Source organism: [Erwinia] mediterraneensis, from assembly GCF_900604315.1.
Classification (GTDB): domain Bacteria; phylum Pseudomonadota; class Gammaproteobacteria; order Enterobacterales; family Enterobacteriaceae; genus Pantoea; species Pantoea mediterraneensis_A.
In genome coordinates this window covers 3,429,958-3,446,441 of sequence record NZ_LR026978.1, presented here as the reverse complement: position 1 = coordinate 3,446,441, position 16,484 = coordinate 3,429,958, and the positions used below count along the sequence as shown (strand labels likewise).

The 16,484-nt window shown below is 55.4% G+C and carries 17 protein-coding genes; 9 read left to right on the top strand and 8 right to left on the bottom strand.

Annotated features, from left to right (window positions below):
• Positions 1–45: 45 nt before the first annotated feature.
• Both mlc and bioD read left to right on the top strand, forming a co-directional pair.
• Positions 46–1,263, top strand: a complete 1,218-nt coding sequence (gene mlc, locus E0E17_RS16220) for a sugar metabolism global transcriptional regulator Mlc (protein WP_130835028.1) — start codon at positions 46–48, stop codon at positions 1,261–1,263.
• 117 nt (positions 1,264–1,380) lie between these two features.
• Entirely contained in the window at positions 1,381–2,058 is a 678-nt protein-coding gene (gene bioD, locus E0E17_RS16215; protein WP_130835027.1) for a dethiobiotin synthase, read from the top strand.
• A gap of 42 nt (positions 2,059–2,100) precedes the next feature.
• Here the strand turns inward: bioD and osmV are convergent, their stop codons facing one another.
• From osmV to E0E17_RS16195, 4 genes are all read right to left on the bottom strand, one after another.
• Complete coding sequence (osmV, locus tag E0E17_RS16210; protein ID WP_130835026.1) at positions 2,101–3,237, bottom strand: osmoprotectant ABC transporter ATP-binding protein OsmV; 1,137 nt, start codon at positions 3,235–3,237, stop codon at positions 2,101–2,103.
• Positions 3,237–3,884, bottom strand: coding sequence for an osmoprotectant ABC transporter permease OsmW (gene osmW / locus E0E17_RS16205; protein WP_130835025.1), 648 nt, complete (start codon positions 3,882–3,884; stop codon positions 3,237–3,239). Before osmW ends, osmV begins: the two co-directional genes overlap by 1 nt.
• Before the next feature lie 9 nt (positions 3,885–3,893).
• The gene (locus tag E0E17_RS16200; RefSeq protein ID WP_237680834.1) at positions 3,894–4,766 is read right to left on the bottom strand and encodes a glycine betaine ABC transporter substrate-binding protein; all 873 of its coding nucleotides are present in this window, start codon (positions 4,764–4,766) and stop codon (positions 3,894–3,896) included.
• Positions 4,767–4,836: 70 nt separating this feature from the next.
• A complete protein-coding gene (locus E0E17_RS16195) occupies positions 4,837–5,553 on the bottom strand; it encodes an ABC transporter permease (RefSeq protein WP_130835023.1) in 717 nt (238 codons plus the stop codon).
• A gap of 378 nt (positions 5,554–5,931) precedes the next feature.
• Between E0E17_RS16195 and E0E17_RS16190 the strand changes: the two genes are divergently transcribed.
• The gene (locus E0E17_RS16190; protein WP_130835022.1) at positions 5,932–7,392 is read left to right on the top strand and encodes an MDR family MFS transporter; all 1,461 of its coding nucleotides are present in this window, start codon (positions 5,932–5,934) and stop codon (positions 7,390–7,392) included.
• 47 nt (positions 7,393–7,439) lie between these two features.
• Here the strand turns inward: E0E17_RS16190 and E0E17_RS16185 are convergent, their stop codons facing one another.
• Together E0E17_RS16185 and E0E17_RS16180 are read right to left on the bottom strand one after the other, a co-directional pair.
• On the bottom strand, positions 7,440–7,739 hold the full coding sequence (locus E0E17_RS16185; RefSeq protein ID WP_130835021.1) for a DUF1161 domain-containing protein: 300 nt from the start codon (positions 7,737–7,739) through the stop codon (positions 7,440–7,442).
• 51 nt (positions 7,740–7,790) lie between these two features.
• Positions 7,791–8,129 carry a DUF1283 family protein gene (locus tag E0E17_RS16180; RefSeq protein ID WP_130835590.1) on the bottom strand — a complete coding sequence of 113 codons (339 nt, stop codon included), beginning with the start codon at positions 8,127–8,129 and terminating at the stop codon, positions 7,791–7,793.
• A gap of 131 nt (positions 8,130–8,260) precedes the next feature.
• Between E0E17_RS16180 and E0E17_RS16175 the strand changes: the two genes are divergently transcribed.
• Positions 8,261–8,587: a YnfA family protein gene (locus E0E17_RS16175; RefSeq protein WP_130835589.1), complete on the top strand. Its 327-nt coding sequence runs from the start codon at positions 8,261–8,263 to the stop codon at positions 8,585–8,587.
• 32 nt (positions 8,588–8,619) lie between these two features.
• Here the strand turns inward: E0E17_RS16175 and ydfG are convergent, their stop codons facing one another.
• Entirely contained in the window at positions 8,620–9,372 is a 753-nt protein-coding gene (ydfG, locus tag E0E17_RS16170) for a bifunctional NADP-dependent 3-hydroxy acid dehydrogenase/3-hydroxypropionate dehydrogenase YdfG (RefSeq protein ID WP_130835020.1), read from the bottom strand.
• A gap of 159 nt (positions 9,373–9,531) precedes the next feature.
• Here ydfG and guaD point away from each other — a divergent pair, with 159 nt between their 5' ends.
• From guaD to E0E17_RS16155, 3 genes are all read left to right on the top strand, one after another.
• Positions 9,532–10,842 carry a guanine deaminase gene (guaD, locus tag E0E17_RS16165; RefSeq protein WP_130835019.1) on the top strand — a complete coding sequence of 437 codons (1,311 nt, stop codon included), beginning with the start codon at positions 9,532–9,534 and terminating at the stop codon, positions 10,840–10,842.
• Between the two features lie 63 nt (positions 10,843–10,905).
• The gene (gene dcp, locus E0E17_RS16160; protein WP_130835018.1) at positions 10,906–12,954 is read left to right on the top strand and encodes a peptidyl-dipeptidase Dcp; all 2,049 of its coding nucleotides are present in this window, start codon (positions 10,906–10,908) and stop codon (positions 12,952–12,954) included.
• A 738-nt stretch (positions 12,955–13,692) separates the two neighbouring features.
• The gene (locus tag E0E17_RS16155) at positions 13,693–14,688 is read left to right on the top strand and encodes a glycosyltransferase (RefSeq protein ID WP_237680803.1); all 996 of its coding nucleotides are present in this window, start codon (positions 13,693–13,695) and stop codon (positions 14,686–14,688) included.
• A gap of 52 nt (positions 14,689–14,740) precedes the next feature.
• Here E0E17_RS16155 and E0E17_RS16150 read toward each other — a convergent pair whose 3' ends face one another.
• Positions 14,741–15,814, bottom strand: a complete 1,074-nt coding sequence (locus tag E0E17_RS16150; protein ID WP_130835016.1) for an SDR family oxidoreductase — start codon at positions 15,812–15,814, stop codon at positions 14,741–14,743.
• A gap of 134 nt (positions 15,815–15,948) precedes the next feature.
• Between E0E17_RS16150 and E0E17_RS16145 the strand changes: the two genes are divergently transcribed.
• Positions 15,949–16,209 (top strand): hypothetical protein, encoded by a 261-nt coding sequence (locus tag E0E17_RS16145; RefSeq protein ID WP_237680802.1) that lies wholly within the window; start codon positions 15,949–15,951, stop codon positions 16,207–16,209.
• Between the two features lie 108 nt (positions 16,210–16,317).
• The gene (locus E0E17_RS20255) at positions 16,318–16,473 is read left to right on the top strand and encodes a hypothetical protein (protein WP_165446240.1); all 156 of its coding nucleotides are present in this window, start codon (positions 16,318–16,320) and stop codon (positions 16,471–16,473) included.
• The last annotated feature ends 11 nt before the right edge of the window (positions 16,474–16,484 follow it).

The window sequence follows — 16,484 nt, the reverse complement described above, 5'->3', positions numbered from 1 at the left end:
TAGCTCCAGTTTATTTTGAAGCACGAAAATATTATGGAGCAGGGCGTGAATCTGGACAGTCAGCCTGGCCATATTGACCAGATAAAACAGACCAACGCGGGCGTTGTTTATCGACTGATCGATCAATATGGCCCGATTTCTCGTATTGAACTCTCGAAACGTGCCCAGCTTGCACCGGCCAGCATCACTAAAATCGTTCGTGAAATGCTTGATGCCCATCTGGTACAGGAAACGGAGTATCAGGAACCCGGCAGCCGTGGGCGGCCCGCTATCGGTCTGATGCTGGACACCGTTGCCTGGCACTATCTGGCGATTCGCATTCGCCACGGCCAGATTACGCTGACGTTACGCGATCTCAGCAGTCGCGCGCTGGCTGAAGATCAGCTGCCACTGCCTGCGCAGGCGGAACAGCCGCTGCTGGATCGCCTGGTGGAGCAGGTAGATAACTTCTTCGTGCGCCATCAGCACCAGCTGGAGCGCCTGACGGCTATCGCCATTACCCTGCCTGGCTTGATTAATGCCGCCTCCGGTGTGGTGCATCGTATGCCCGGCTATGACGTACAGGATATGCCGCTGGGCGACACCCTTGAGCAGCGCACTGGCCTGCCGGTGTTTGTCCAGCATGATATTTCCGCCTGGACGCTGGCAGAGTCGCTGTTTGGCGCGTCGCGCGGTGCCCAGGATGTGATTCAGATTGTGATTGATGATACGGTGGGCGCCGGGGTGATCAGTGCCGGCCAGCTGCTGCACAAGAGTGGACGCGCGCTGGTTGAAGTGGGTCATACCCAGATCGATCCTTATGGGCAGCAGTGTTACTGTGGCAACCACGGCTGTCTGGAAACGGTAGCCAGTATCAAAAACTTGCTGACGCTGACAGAGCAACGTCTGCCGGTACAACCGGGCAGTATGCTGCATCAGCAGCCCGTTACGATAGATACATTGTGCCAGGCAGCGCTGTCGGGCGACCAGCTGGCGCGTGATGTGATCGCCAGCGTGGGCCATCATGTTGGCCGCATCTTATCGATGATGGTTAATATCTTTAACCCGCAACATATCCTTATTGGTTCACCGCTTAACCAGGCGGCAGAAGTGCTGTTTCCGGCGGTGCATACCACCATTCGCCAGCAGGCGCTGCCCGCCTACAGTCAGGAAATCGTGCTGGAGCCCACAGATTTTCGCGATCCCGGCACGCTTTGCGCTGCCGCGCTGATTAAAGATGCGCTTTACAGCGGATTTCTGCTGGTTAAGCTTCTTCAGGGTTAACTTCGCCTTAACCTTGCGCTAACGCAAGCCCCGCTCAGTTTCTCTCCTTTAGAATTTGCTTTCCGGGCGCTGCCCGGTTATCAACGCCGTCATTCGGGCATCTGAAGGAGGAGCAGGGTGAAAACATTTTTTGTAACCGGCACCGATACTGCGGTAGGGAAAACCGTGGTTTCCCGTGCATTGCTGCAATGTTTTATTCAGGCCGGGTTTTGTGCTGTAGGGTATAAACCGGTGGCAAAAGGCTGCGTCGTGACAGAAGCTGGTCTGCGAAATAAAGATGCATTGTTGTTGCAGGCGGCTTCCGCCCTCGCGCTGCCTTATGAAGCGATCAACCCAGTCACCCTGGTGGAGGAGGAGATCGCGGTCGGCAATGCCAGCGCGCTGAATTACCGTCGCCTGAGCGCCGGACTGCAGCGGCTGCGCGCACAGGCCGATAATGTGGTGGTGGAGGGCACCGGTGGCTGGCGCTGTCTGATGAACGATTTGCGGCCGCTTTCCGGCTGGGTGGTGCAGGAGCAGCTGCCGGTGATCCTGGTAGCAGGCATTAAACAGGGATGTATCAGCCACGCGCTACTCACCGCGCAGGCGATTATCCATGACGGGCTGACGCTGGCTGGCTGGGTAGCCAATCGCATCAATCCGGGGCTGGCGCCCTATGAGGAGATCGTCCGGGTGTTGCGTAACAAGATCGATGCGCCTCTGCTCGGCGAGTTGCCTTATCTGCCCCGGGCAGAACAGCGCGACCTGAGCCACTATTTTGATCTTTCGTTGCTGGATCTGCCGGTGACGCGCTGAAGCGCGATAAAGCTGCTCTCCCGGGCGGGAGAGCAGCCAGCATCAGGGATTGAGACGACGGCGGGTACGGCCGGAGCTGAGATAACTGGCGATATAATCCTGCGAAATCTCGCCGCTGTAGCGTCCCTCTTCATCCACAATCGGCATCCATACCAGGTTATGTTCATACAGCTTTGAGAGAACCACACGCAGGTTCTCTTCCCCTTTACCGGTAACGGTAAAGGTGTGGAGCAGCTCTTCGCACTGGCCGCTGGCATTGCGCGCTTCACGACGCTTTACAAACCCCAGCGGTTTGCCGTCATTATCCACCACGGTGACCGAGCGCATATCGTGTTCATCCATCAACGCAAAGGCTTCCGCCAGCGGGGTTGTGCGTTTCACGGTCAGGGTGGGCTGCTGATCGGTAACGTCACCTGCCTGTACCAGCAGCAGACGTTTCAGGGTGCGGTCCTGACCGACAAAGGAGCCGACAAAGTCGTTGGCCGGTTTTGCCAGCAGCTCATCCGGACTGGCGCACTGCACAATTTTTCCCTGACCAAAGACCGCAATACGGTCGCCCAGCTTCAGCGCCTCATCAATATCGTGGCTCACCAGCATCACGGTCTTTTTCAGCTGGCGCTGCATATCAAGAAACTCGTTCTGAATGATCTCACGGTTAATGGGATCTATTGCGCCAAAGGGCTCATCCATCAGCAGCACCGGTGGATCCGCCGCCAGCGCGCGAATAACGCCAATACGCTGCTGCTGCCCGCCGGACATTTCACGCGGGTAGCGCTGCAGAAACTTTTTCGCATCCAGCGCCATCATGCTCATCAGTTCGCTGGCGCGCTCGTGGCAGCGTTTTTTATCCCATCCCAGCATGCGCGGCACCACGGTAATGTTCTCTTCGATGGTCATGTTCGGAAACAGGCCAATCTGTTGAATCACATAACCGATACTACGGCGCAGCGTGACGCTATCCTGGGTACTGGTATCCTCACCGTTAATATAAATTTTCCCGGATGTCGGGCGGATCAGGCGATTGATCATCTTCAGGGTAGTGGTTTTGCCGCAGCCGGATGGGCCCAGCAGCACACACATTTCGCCTTCCGGCACCTCAAGGCTGACATTATCTACAGCCTTAACCTCGCTGCCGCGTTTCTGGCTGAATGTTTTCGTCAGATTTTCCAGTTTGATCATTAGCGAATCCCTCGGGGTGTCAGCGCTGACTGCAGGCGGTGCAGCAGCCAGTCAAGAATAATAGCCAGCAGGCAGATCATCAGGGCGCCGGCAACTAACATACGGACATCACTGCCGCTGATGCCATCCAGCAGCAACAGACCCAGGCCGCCGGCGCCAATTACCGCCGCGATAGCCATCACGCCCACGTTCATGACCACAGCGGTGCGAATGCCGCCAAAAATCACCGGCAGCGCCATCGGGATTTCTACCCAGCGCAGACGCTGCCAGAAGGTCATGCCGATACCACGTCCCGCCTCACGCAGCCCTGATGGCAGATTTTCCAGCGCGGTATGGGTGTTGCGCACAATCGGCAGCAGCGAATAGAGAAATACCGCTGTAATGGCCGGTACGGCGCCAATGCCCTGACCAATCAGGGAGAACAGCGGAATCATCAGGCCGAACAGCGCAATAGTCGGAATGGTCAGCACCACGGTAGCGATGCCAAGTACCGGCGCCGCCAGCCATTTAACGCGCACAATCAGAATGCCCAGTGGCACGCCGATCAGGATAGCGCAGCCCACGGCGACCAGTACCAGCCAGACATGCTGCCAGCTGAGTGTGAGCAGATAAGGCCAGTTATCGATGATGTAATGAATAGTATCCATGGTATCTCCTTACAACATCTTTTGGGCGAGAAGAAAATCACGCGCCACCCGCTGCGGTGACTGATGGTCGATGTCCACGCGCTTGTTCAGGTCGGTAATCACATCATCCGTGATCAGTGCAGAGAGCTTATTCAGCGCCTCCGCCAGTCCCGGATGGCTTTCCAGCACTTCCTGGCGCACCACCGGCGTGACGTTGTAACTTGGGAAGAAGTGCTTATCATCCTTCAGCACCTTCAGGTCAAAGCCTTTTATCCGGCCATCGGTGGTATAGATCAGGCCCGCCTCAACAAAGCCATCACGAATGGCGTTATAAACCAGGCCCGGATCCATCGGCCGGATCTGCGGACGGTCCAGCGTCAGGTTGTAGGTTTTCTGCAGCGGCTTCATGCCATCGGGGCGACCGGAAAACTCCAGATCCAGCCCCAGCTTCCAGTTGTGTTCAGGGTCATCTTTACGCAGCTGGTCGATTTTCGCCACCAGCTGCGACAGGGTGGTAATACCCTCTTTTTCCGCCCGACTGCGCTGCATGGCAAAGGCATAAGTGTTATTCATCGGCGCGGGATTGAGCCAGACCAGCCCCAGCTTCGCATCCAGCCTCTTTACCGTTTCGTACGCCTCTTCTGAGGACATAGGCTTATTAATATGGTTGAAGTTAATCAGTGAAGTACCGGTGTACTCCCAGGTCATGTCGATCTGTTTATTCACCATCGCATTGCGACCAATGATGGCGGCGATATTGGTTTTGGGGATCACCTGAAACCCGTTCTTCTCCAGCCAGAGCCGCGTCATGGCGGAGAGAATATGCTGCTCGGTAAAACTTTTGGTTGCCATGACGATCGGGGTGGCGGCGCTGGCGGCCTGACTCAGCATAAGCGTCATCATCAGTACCTGCGCAGCCTGCGTTAACCAGCGCGTTATCCGGTTTTTTGTCGTCATCCTTTTCTCCTGAAGATTATGCCGCGGTATGCGGGCTGAGGTAACGTCCCAATGCCGCCAGCAGCATATCCAGAATCAGGGCGAACAGCGCCGTAGCCGCCGCACCCAGAATCAGGGTCGGGAAATCATTAAGGTAGATACCGGGGAAAATCAGCTCGCCATAGCTGCTCGCGCCGATGAGAAAAGCCAGCGGGGCCGTGCCCACATTGATGGCGGTGGCGATACGGACACCGGCGAGGATCACCGGCATGGCATTGGGCAGCTCGACCAGACGCAAACGCTGGAAGCGGGTCATACCGATACCGTTGGCCGCCTCAAGCAGCGCGTCAGGCACCGCCTGCAGCCCCGACCAGGTGTTACGTACTACCGGCAGTAGTGAGGCGAGAAACAGGGCGATAATGGCCGGGCGGTCGCCGATACCAATCACCACCATCGCCAGCGCCAGCACCGCCAGCGGTGGCAGCGTGTTGCCAACGTTAAAGATCTGCATCACATATTCCGCCCAGCGGCGGGCAAAAGGACGACTGAGCAGGATACCGCTGGGGATGCCCACCAGCAGCGCGAAAAACATCGACCAGAAAACCAGATAGAGGTGCTGTTTACCGAGATAGACAAGATCGACTTTGTGCGCCTGAAATGTCTCCAGGCCAATACCCCAGAGCAGCAGCCCCACAATCACAACGATGGACAGGAGGGCCAGCCCGGCGCGCTTAGCCAGCGCAGAAGTTTGCATGAGGTGAATCTCCCTGATATGACTTAAGGCATTTTCTGCATCTTCTTTTGTGATGTTATGGCAGTAACAGTCCAACAGAAGACGCTAAACTTAGCTGCCGTCCCGTGACATCTCTGCGTTAAAGTGCAGATGAATTGAGTAATTTTTTGCACCATCCCCGGAAAAAAGCAGATAAGTGCTTTGAACCTATAGCAGCAGAAAAGAGATGTAACCAGTTTTGTCCGGCAAATTCGGATAACCAGAAACAGCTGATCGCGCTTTAGCCCGCGGAGTATGGGATGATGCGTGGCAGGCCGTTTCTGTGGCAGATTAAGTGACAATGTCACTTCTCTGTGCTGGCTGTTTCCGATCGGCCTTGCCTATAACACAAGGATAAACATGACAGAGAGTGCACAGTTACACGCTGGCCAACGCCACTGGATCCTCATTGCCTGTATGCTGGCGATGTTTATGGCGGCGATTGAAGTCACCATCGTCGCGACGGCGATGCCGACCATCGTGGCCGAGCTGGGCGGCTTTGCTCATTTCGGCTGGGTTTTCTCTATCTATTTGCTGACGCAGGCGGTCAGCGTACCGCTGTATGGCCGCCTGGCCGATCTCTGGGGCCGTAAAAAGGTCTTCTTTATGGGTGCGTCGCTGTTTTTGATCGGCTCGCTGTTGTGCGGCTTTGCGCACACCATGACCTGGCTGATTCTGTTCCGCGCCTTTCAGGGGCTGGGAGCTGGGGCGATTATGCCGCTGACCTCAACCATTGTGGCGGACATCTATTCCGCCCGGGAGCGCGCCAGCGTGCAGGGCTGGCTCTCCAGCGTCTGGGGCGTGGCGGCGGTAGTGGGGCCGCTGACCGGCGCCTGGCTGGTGCAACACTTCAGCTGGTCGGTGATTTTTTGGGTTAACCTGCCGATTGGCGTGCTGTCGATGCTGATGCTGGCGCGCTGGCTGCCGGACCGGGCACAGCAACAGAGCGCTTCGCTGAACCTTACCGGCAGCGCCTGGCTGATGCTGTGCATCAGCGCACTGTTAATTGCGCTGCTGCAGGCGGAAATTCTGGGCTACTGGCTGATTCTGTTCCTGCTGCTGGCAGGGCTGGCCGCGCTGCGCTTAAAACGTAACGAACAGCGCGCTGAGGCGCCGCTGTTTCCGCTGGCGCTCTGGCAAAGCCGCATTATTCTGGCGGGTAATGCGGGGAATCTGATCATTGGTGCGGCGATGATGGGCATCAGTGCTTTTCTGCCCACCTGGATTCAGGGTATTACCGGCGGCACGCCGCTGCAGGCGGGCAGCGCACTGGCGATGATGTCCATTGGCTGGCCGCTGGCAAGCACGCTGAGCGGCCGTCTGATGCTGCGTACCTCCTACCGTTTTACCGCCCAGCTCGGCGCACTGCTGTTGATCGCCGGCAGCGCGCTGTTGCTGCTGCTACGGGCGGAGAGCTCCATTATTCAGGCCGGGATCACCGCATTTGTGATTGGCACTGGCATGGGGATGACCAGCACTACCTTCCTGGTGTCGGTCCAGAATCATGCCCATTATGAAATTCGCGGCATCTGCACGGCCTCGATTATGTTCAGCCGGATGATAGGCTCAGCCATCGGCACTGCGCTGATGGGGGCCGTACTGAATCTCAATCTGGCCCGACGCCTGCCGCAGGCCACAGATCCGGTGCAACAGATTATGTCAGCCGAAAGCCGTCAGGCGTTGCCGGACGGCACGCTGCAGCAGATGGTGCATCAGATCGCCTTGTCACTGCACTGGGTATTTATTGTCGCGCTGGGGATTGCGCTGATGTCGCTGTGGGTAGCGCGGGCGATGCCACCTGCACGGCCGGAACAGGGGTAACTGCGGAGCGCGTGAAGAGGGCGGATTAACTCCGCCCTTAGCGTCGGTCAGAGTTGTGTGGTGCTGTCCTGCGAACTGCCCGCCGTGGCGGGAATTGTCTCTTCGGTGTCACGATTCAGTCGCTTATAGACAATTTTATGGGAATCGTTTTCACAATGTCCGACCACCTGACCGCCTGCCTGATCCACCTGATCGTTCGGCACGACATCCAGCGTAAAGCCCGACTCAGGTACCCCATTGTTAACAATTTTCCGACTGATATCCGCTTTGACGCTTTCACAGGAAGCCTGCGCCAGCAGAGGAGCCGCCAGTAACGCGGTAAGTAACATTCCGGTGTGTTTTTTCATCACGGTTTCCTTATGTTATGCGCTTCTGTTAACTATAGCAGGCGACGCTTTTCAGGGCGTTATTGCACGACCGGTACGGCGATCCAGGCAGCGCAGGGTTTCCGGTTCCCAGTACGCGTTCAGGTTATAGCTCTTTTCACAGGCGTCGCGGCTATCAAAAGCGCGGTCCGCTTTATCGAACTCTTTTTCAACGCGGCTGTTGACCTTGTTTCGCAGCATGCGCGTGTCATTCCATTGCTCTTTGCTCTGACGCGCTTCTTCATTGCTGCGCGCGTTGTTGCCATTATCAATGATCAGGCGTTCGGTATTCGCCAGCGTCAGAGGAGAAGCCAGCAGCGCGCTGCCGGAAAGCAGCAGGGTCAGGCAGAGATTGAGGCTCAGCTTTTTCATCATATTTTCCCTTTAAGGATGACACAGCCAGAAGAACGGCTGTCGCGTCAGACAGCAGCAGTATATCATCGCCGTTTCCGCCGCCACCAGAGGCGCCCGCGGTTGTTTTTCTGCCAAAAGGAGATGATATGCTGATTAAAACGACACTGCTGTTTTTCCTGACGGCGCTGGCTGAAATTCTGGGTTGCTTTTTACCCTGGCTGTGGCTGAAGAAGGGTGCTTCGGCCTGGCTTTTGCTCCCCGCAGCGGCCAGTCTGGCGCTGTTTGTCTGGCTGTTAACCCTGCATCCTGCCGCCAGCGGTCGTGTCTATGCCGCTTACGGCGGGGTCTATGTGCTCACCGCACTGCTGTGGCTGCGTGTGGTGGATGGCGTGAAGCTAAGCGCCTGGGACTGGGCAGGAGCATTTATCGCCTTTAGCGGGATGTTAATCATTGTGCTGGGCTGGGGAAAAGCGTAACAGGCCAGCGCGGCGGCTGGCCTGCTGGCGGCTTATGCTTTTTTATCGACTTTCAGCCCTGCCAGGGTCTGGCTTACCGGCATCATCTCCAGGGTATTGATGTTGACATGGGCGGGCAGCGTCGCCACCCAGTGTACCGCTTCGGTGACATCCTCAGCCGTCAGCGCGGTGGTTCCCTCATACACTTTTTCGGCCTTATCCTCATCTCCTTTGAAGCGCACCTGAGAAAATTCGGTGCCGCCCACCAGGCCGGGCTCAATATCGGTGACGCGCAGGGCGGTGCCATGCAGATCGGTACGCAGGTTCAGGCTGAACTGACGCACAAAAGCTTTAGTGGCACCATAGACATTGCCACCCGGGTAAGGCCAGCTGCCCGCGACAGATCCGATATTAATAATATGTCCTTTATTGCGCGCTACCATCTGTGGCAACAGGGCGCGCGTCATATAAACCAGCCCTTTATTATTGGTATCGATCATCGCTTCCCAGTCATCAAGGCTGGCCTGATGGGCCGGCTCAATGCCCAGCGCCAGACCAGCGTTATTGACCAGCACATCGATATCGCGCCACGGCGCAGGCAGGCTGGCGATGGCCGTCTCGATGGCGCTGCGATCGCGCACATCCAGCTGCAGGGTGTAGAGGCTATTTTCTCCCAGATCCTCTTTCAGCGCCTGCAGGCGTTCAGTACGCCGTCCGGTGGCGATAACTTTATGGCCACCGGCAATAAAACGACGGGTAATACTCTGTCCAAAGCCAGCAGTTGCGCCGGTCACAAAAATGATCATCTCACGGTTCCTTACAGGTGTTCAGATTCGGCTGACTCACCATAGCATTAACATTTCCTCTTTGCCCACCCTGACCAGGCTTGATTTTATTGTATATTTAACAGACACAACTCTGACACTGCGCTTTCCGCCGTTATGCGCCAGCGATAAGGGATCTCTATGCCTTCCAGCACGGTACAAGCGATTCGGGCATCATTCTTTGATTTCCGCGCCACTGCGTCCAGCGCAGAAGAGATTGCCGGGCAAGCCCGTTATATTGAAGATGGCGTGTTGTTGATTGAGGCAGGCCGCATTGTGCGTTTACAACCCATCGCTCCCGGAGGTGATGTAAAGGCGGCGGAGGTGATCGATCTGCGCGGCAAACTGATTATGCCGGGTTTTATCGATACCCATATCCACTATCCGCAGACTGAGATCACAGGCGCTCCTGGCGGGGAGTTGCAGACGTGGCTGCATCACTACGCCTTTCCGGCCGAAGGGCGCTATCACTGCGCACAGCACGCGGCACGCATGTCTGACTTTTTCCTCGATCAGCTTCTGCGCAACGGCACCACCAGCGCGCTGGTGTTCGGCTCGGTGCATCCGCAATCTGTAGATGCGCTGTTTAGCGCCGCCAGCGCGCTGAATATGCGGCTGATTGCCGGCAAGGTGATGATGGATCGCAATGCCCCCGACTATCTGCTTGAAGATGCGGAAACCAGTTTTCAGCAAACCTGTGAACTGATTACGCGCTGGCATCATCACGGTCGGCTGAGCTACGCGCTGACGCCGCGCTTTGCGCCAGGCTGCTCACCGGCGCTGCTGGAGAAAGTGCAGATGCTGCGCCGACGCTGGCCCGATCTCTGGCTACAGACACACCTGAGCGAAACCCCGCAGGAAGTGGCCTGGGTGAAATCGCTGTTTCCGGAGCGGGAAAATTATCTCGATGTTTATCATCATTATCAGCTTACCGGTCGCCGCAGCGTTTTTGCTCATTGTCTCCATCTGGAAGAGAAGGAGTGGGATTGCCTGTCCGCAACCCATTCCTCCATCGCCTTTTGCCCGACCTCCAATCTCTTTCTTGGTAGCGGGCTGTTTAATCTGCAACGCTGCTGGCAGAAACGGGTAAAAATGGGGATCGGCACCGATATCGGGGCAGGCACCACCTTTAATCTGCTGCAAACCCTGAATGACGCGGGAAAAGTAGGGCAACTGAATCACTATCGGCTGAGCGCCCGTGAAGCGTTCTATCACGCGACGCTCGGTGGCGCCCATGCGCTCGACCTTGATAAATGGATCGGCAACTTTGAAGCGGGCAAGGAGGCGGATTTTGTGGTGCTCGATCCCGCCGTCTCCCCGTTGCAACAGCTGCGCGGTGCCAACAGCAAAGATATCGATGAGAAACTGTTTGCCTTAATGACGCTGGGCGACGACCGGAACATTATGCAGACCTGGGTTAACGGTCAGCCGGTGTGGCCACGCACGGTGTAAAGTTGCGGCAAAGGCGCGCTAAGCTGTTAGCATGTTGTTTTACGCGGCCTGTCAGGAGTCATCATGAACAGCAAACAGAACCCTTTCTTAAGCCCCAGTACTTTGCCATATCAGGCACCCCCGTTTGACCATATTTGTGAAGAAGATTTTCTGCCTGCGCTGCAGGCGGGGATAGCCGCCAAACGTCAGGAAGTCGCCCGTATTGCAGAAGCGAGTGACGCGCCCACCTTTGCCAATACTTACGAGGCGCTGGAGCGCAGCGGCGAATTGCTGAACCGCGTGAATCTGGTATTCAGCGCTATGACCGCCGCCAATACCAGCGACTATCTGCAGCAGGTTAATGAGGAGATAGCGCCGCAGCTTACCGCGCTGGAGGATGATATCCATCTGAACAGCCAGCTCTTTGCGCGTCTCGATGTGGTTTATCAGCAGCGCCATCAATTGCAACTGGATGCAGAATCCCTGCGCCTGGTGGAAGTGACCTGGCAGCAGTTTCAGCTCGCAGGTGCCAGACTGAGCGCAGAGAACAAAGCCGCGCTTAAAGCGCTGAATCAGGAAGCCAGTACGCTGAGTACCAGGTTCACCAATAAGCTACTGGCGGCGACCAAAGCGGGCGCGCTGACGATCCGGGATCCGCAACAGCTGGCGGGGCTGAGCGCGGCCGATCTGGCGGTCGCTGCCGACGCGGCCCGCGCCCGCGGTCTGGACGGGGCCTGGCTGCTGCTCCTGCAGAACACCACGCAGCAGCCCGCGCTGCAGGCGCTGCAGTCCCGCAGTACGCGCGAAGCGCTGTTCAATGCCTCTGTCAGCCGCACTGAAAAAGGGGATGAAAACGATACGCGCCAGCTGGTGCTGCGTCTGGCGCAGGTCAGAGCCCGTCAGGCACAGTTGCTGGGTTTCAACAGCTATGCCGAATGGCAACTGCAGGATCAGATGGCGAAAACCCCGGCGGCAGCACTCAACTTTATGCGCAACATCGTGCCTGCCGCCACTGCACGGGCACAACGTGAAGCTGCGGCGATCCAGCAAACCATTGATGAACAGCGGGGCGGTTTTACCCTGACGCCCTGGGACTGGCATTTTTATGCTGAACAGGTGCGTCACGCCCGCTACGATCTCGATGAAAATGCGATTCGCCCCTATTTTGAGCTTAATAACGTGCTGGAGAAAGGGGTGTTCTGGACCGCCTCCTGCCTCTACGGGATCCGCTTTAGCGAGCGCCACGATCTGCCGGTTTATCATCCGGATGTGCGCGTCTATGAGATTTTTGATGCCGACGACACGCCGATGGCGCTTTTTTATACCGACTACTTTACGCGCGATAACAAAGGCGGCGGCGCCTGGATGAGCAACTTTGTTAATCAGTCCCACTTGCTGAACAGCAAGCCCGTTATCTACAACGTCTGTAACTACACCAAACCGCCTGCCGGAGAGCCGGCGCTGTTAAGCTGGGACGAAGTGATCACTCTGTTCCATGAATTTGGCCATACGTTGCATGGCCTGTTTGCCGAACAGCGCTATCCGACACTTTCCGGCACCGCCACGCCGCGCGACTTTGTGGAGTTCCCGTCGCAGTTTTATGAACACTGGGCCAGCGAAGCGCAGGTATTCCGGCACTATGCCCGCCATTATGAAACGGGCGAGCCGATGCCTGCGGTGCTGCATGAAAAAATTATCCGCGCGGAGCAGTTTAATAAAGGCTATGACATGACCGAGCTGCTGGCTGCGGCCTTGCTCGATCAGCACTGGCACAGCCTGAGTCTGGATCAGATTCCCGCGGCCACCGACGCTTTTGAACGCCAGGTGCTGGCGCAGGAAAACATTGATCTGGCAGCCGTACCGCCGCGCTATCGCTCCAGTTATTTCCAGCATATCTGGGGCGGGGGCTATGCGGCAGGTTATTACGCTTACATCTGGACGCAGATGCTGGCTGATGACGGCTACCTGTGGTTCGTTGAGAACGGCGGCCTGACCCGGGAGAACGGGCAGCGCTTCCGGGAGATGATTTTGTCGCGCGGTAACAGCTGCGATCTAAAAGCGCTTTATCAGCGCTGGCGCGGCCATGAACCGCGCATCGAACCGATGCTGAAAAACCGCGGACTGGCGGAGTAACCCTTCAGCTGTTGTGATGGCTGAACGCCTGTCGGGGTTCAGCCTGATCCTGTTGCGCTGTTTTGCCGGGCGTGACCAGCTTGCATTTTCCGCCTGCTGCTCGCGTACGCAATCAGAAATGTTGCAGAGTCAGTGTCTTCTCAGCCGGCTAAAAACTTAACTATTGCTGTTAAATATCCTGCCCCTGACAATAACCATTAAAAATTTCCCATCCTGTGCGGATTAACGGCTGCGGTTATTCCTGGTGAAAATTATCCACTTGTGCGCTGTAAAAACAGTCGACAGGAAAGAAAAAAACAACCTTCAATTTATTTCTCTCTTAAATTCATTTATTTAAAACCTTAACTACAGGTTTAACTGGCGCTGACTTTTGTTACTCAGGCTGAATCCTGAAATCAGCCACCTCACTGACGGAGGAAATAATTGCGTCTCCCGGGAGGAATTTACTTAATCGTTTTAAGCGCCGCGCAGCTTTAAGATATTTCGCATAAGGTTCTGGCAAATTTTCTGTGCTATAGATGAGAGAAATCATGCTGCAGGACGAAAGAGATCATGAATGTAGGCGTCTCTAACACATTATACCCGGAACAAAAAAATATTTTGATTAATTCCGAAAATAACTATATCAACCTGAAAAAAAGCAATGTTTTTTATTATCTTAACCCCCTACGCAGACGATTATTTAAAAAGAATAAATGCTTCGTTTTTTTACCCATACCGCTTACAACCCCGGGTAAAGTGGATGTATTGCACTTATTTAATGAGGTGGCGATTACCCGTAAAAAATGGGTCGCGACCTTTGAAACCGAACTGCCACGTGTATTGCCGGTGCCTGGCGTCGCCAAACAGGATAATCCTGAACTTTATCGGCTCGCTTCGCAGGTGTTAAAAGACAATTGCCTGGGACTGATTGCCATCTCGGACTCGGCTTTGCATATGCAGAAAAAACTTTTCAGCAAACAGCCCGATCTGGCTGCACGCATTTGCGCCAAAACGGTGGTGATGCATCCACCGCAAAAACTTATCGTTCAGCAAAAAGCAGTGAAGATCGATGAGATAGTGCGTCTGGTTTTTGTCGGCAATGAGTTTTATCGTAAAGGGGGAGCCGAGGTCGTTCTGGCGATTAGCCAGTTAATCGGGAAGGGCGAGATTGATGCGCAGCGCCTGGAGGTGCACCTGATTGGCGATCTGAGCAAACGTCATAACATTGCGCATCGCCAGTTTCAGGATGAAGAGCCGTTTTATCGCCATATTGAGCAGTCTATCGCACGTCATCCATGCTTCCGGCATCAGCCTGCGATGACGAATGAGGCATTGCTGGCGCTTTTTGCGCGCAGCGATATCGGTTTATTACCTACCTGGCAGGAAACCTATGGTTTTTCCGTGCTGGAGATGCAAGCAAGCGGCTGTCCGGTGATCACCAGCAATGTGCGCGCGCTGCCGGAAATTAATCCGCCGTCAGTGGGCTGGCTGCTGGAAAATCACCTGAATGACGATCGGGAATTATCTGTTAGCGGCCTGAAAAAAAAGGAGCAGATACGGCAACAGTTGGTGGATCAACTACAAAGTACACTGCTGTCCATCATTAATGATCCTGCGCAGTTACAGCAAAAAGGCGAGGAGGCTATTCAACGCATCCGTGAGCAGCACGATCCGCTGACTTACAGCCTGCGGCTGAATGAAATTTATCAGCACGGGATTAGGGCAGGCTTTAATCCGGCTCTGGCACCCTGATGCCGGGCCGGAATTTAACATAACATTAAGACCCCTGGTCCCGGACTGTCGCTCAGGACGGGATCAGCTGTTCCTGTTTCAGTTTGTCGAACAGCGCAAAAAAGTCGTCGCGTGTGGCGTGATAACCGGTGAAACCTGCTTTACGGCTTTTGCTCATATCGGTAAAGACCTCCATCGGACGTCCCAGATCCGCGTCGGTATGCCACCAGGAAGCCAGCTTATTAATATCGGACTCTTTCAAATGGAAGCGTTGCGCCAGCGCCTGCCACAGTCGATCCGCTTCTGCGCTCTGCATCCGGGATTCCAGCGGTTGCGGCGTGTCAGGTAGCGGGGCGGCCTCAATGCCGAAATAGCTGGCGATCTCTGACCACATCCATTTCCAGCGAAAGACGTCACCGTTCACTGTATTGAAATCCTGATTGCGCGCCGCAGGCGAGGTTGCCGCCCATTCCAGCTGTTCCGCCACCAGGCTGGCGCTGCTCATATCGGTAACGCCGTGCCACTGCGCTGAGGAACCCGGAAAGATAAAGGGCAGGCCATGATATTTACAGAGCGAAGCATACACGGCCAGCGTCTGTCCCATGTTCATCGCATTGCCCAGCGCATAGCCAATCACGGTATGCGGACGGTGAACGCTCCAGCTGTAGCCATAGCGTTGCGCACCGGCAAAGAGTTCATCCTCCTGCGCATAATAAAAGTTGTCGACCGGCTGGCGGCCTTGTTCTTCACGAAACGGCGTTAACGGCACGGCGCCTTTGCCATAAGCATCAAAAGGACCGAGATAGTGTTTCAGCCCGGTAACCAGCGCCACATGCTTATCTTTTAACCGGTGATTCAAGGCATCGATCACATGACGAATCATGGCACCATTGACCCGAATATTCTCTTTTTCATTCTCCTGACGTGCCCAGACTGAGAAGAAAAGGGCGTCGATCTGTAGCTCGTCCAGCGCCTGTTTGACGTCATCAGGCGCAGTCAGATCGGCCGTCAGGGCATGGCAACCAGCAGGAACGGGCGAACGCCCGCGCGATAAACCATATACTGTCCAGCCTTGCTGGATCAGCCGCTCTGCCAGCGAGGAGCCGATAATCCCGCTGACACCGACGATAAGCGCACGTTTTTGCATACTTCCTCCAATATGTGTGTCAAAAAAGCTTATACGCCGACAGCGGTTTTCTCCTGAAAAAATGTTACAAAGCCTGTTATCCGCGCTGGTTACAGCCATACTGATAACAGGCCAATCCTTAGCGGAGCAATGAAATGACTACTATGCTACGTAACCTGATTATCGTTCTGGGCTGCCTGGTCAGCGGCAACCTGTGGGCACAACAGGCGCAGCCCGCGCTTTTTCAGCCCAAAGCTGCCGTGCCATTTTTCACACCCGCGGCGGCAAAATGTGATGTCTCGACGTGTCAGGCGAACTGTTATGTCGCGCGTAGCCATTGCAATAATAAAGAAGGCGGCGGCTGTAGCTCGGAAGCGCAGATGTGTGTACAGGCCTGTGCGGACCAGTGCAGATAGGTGCGGCAATTCGCAGGCAGGAACGTTAAATGCGCGCAAAGCAGTGGTATTGTATTGCTGGTAAAATGAGTATAAATTTAAAATATGATTCGTTCAGGTAACAGCATTATGTCTCCATTACGTTTGAAAGCAGAACAGCATGCGCGTTATGACGCAGAAGCCCTTGCCGTGGTGAAGGGGGAAAAAGGCTATAAACCTGCCGAGAAACCACGTTACAGCAAAGCGTCAAAAATACGCACTAAGCATGTTGTTAGCTTTGCCTGAACAATACTTCT

Coding starts and splice junctions, on each gene's coding strand:
- osmV (WP_130835026.1), bottom strand. CDS start 3,237: ATGATCAAACTGGAAAATCTGACGAAAACATTCAGCCAGAAACGCGGC.
- osmW (WP_130835025.1), bottom strand. CDS start 3,884: ATGGATACTATTCATTACATCATCGATAACTGGCCTTATCTGCTCACA.
- E0E17_RS16200 (WP_237680834.1), bottom strand. CDS start 4,766: ATGATGACGCTTATGCTGAGTCAGGCCGCCAGCGCCGCCACCCCGATC.
- E0E17_RS16195 (WP_130835023.1), bottom strand. CDS start 5,553: ATGCAAACTTCTGCGCTGGCTAAGCGCGCCGGGCTGGCCCTCCTGTCC.
- E0E17_RS16190 (WP_130835022.1), top strand. CDS start 5,932: ATGACAGAGAGTGCACAGTTACACGCTGGCCAACGCCACTGGATCCTC.
- E0E17_RS16185 (WP_130835021.1), bottom strand. CDS start 7,739: ATGAAAAAACACACCGGAATGTTACTTACCGCGTTACTGGCGGCTCCT.
- E0E17_RS16180 (WP_130835590.1), bottom strand. CDS start 8,129: ATGAAAAAGCTGAGCCTCAATCTCTGCCTGACCCTGCTGCTTTCCGGC.
- ydfG (WP_130835020.1), bottom strand. CDS start 9,372: ATGATCATTTTTGTGACCGGCGCAACTGCTGGCTTTGGACAGAGTATT.
- guaD (WP_130835019.1), top strand. CDS start 9,532: ATGCCTTCCAGCACGGTACAAGCGATTCGGGCATCATTCTTTGATTTC.
- dcp (WP_130835018.1), top strand. CDS start 10,906: ATGAACAGCAAACAGAACCCTTTCTTAAGCCCCAGTACTTTGCCATAT.
- E0E17_RS16150 (WP_130835016.1), bottom strand. CDS start 15,814: ATGCAAAAACGTGCGCTTATCGTCGGTGTCAGCGGGATTATCGGCTCC.
- E0E17_RS16145 (WP_237680802.1), top strand. CDS start 15,949: ATGACTACTATGCTACGTAACCTGATTATCGTTCTGGGCTGCCTGGTC.
- E0E17_RS20255 (WP_165446240.1), top strand. CDS start 16,318: ATGTCTCCATTACGTTTGAAAGCAGAACAGCATGCGCGTTATGACGCA.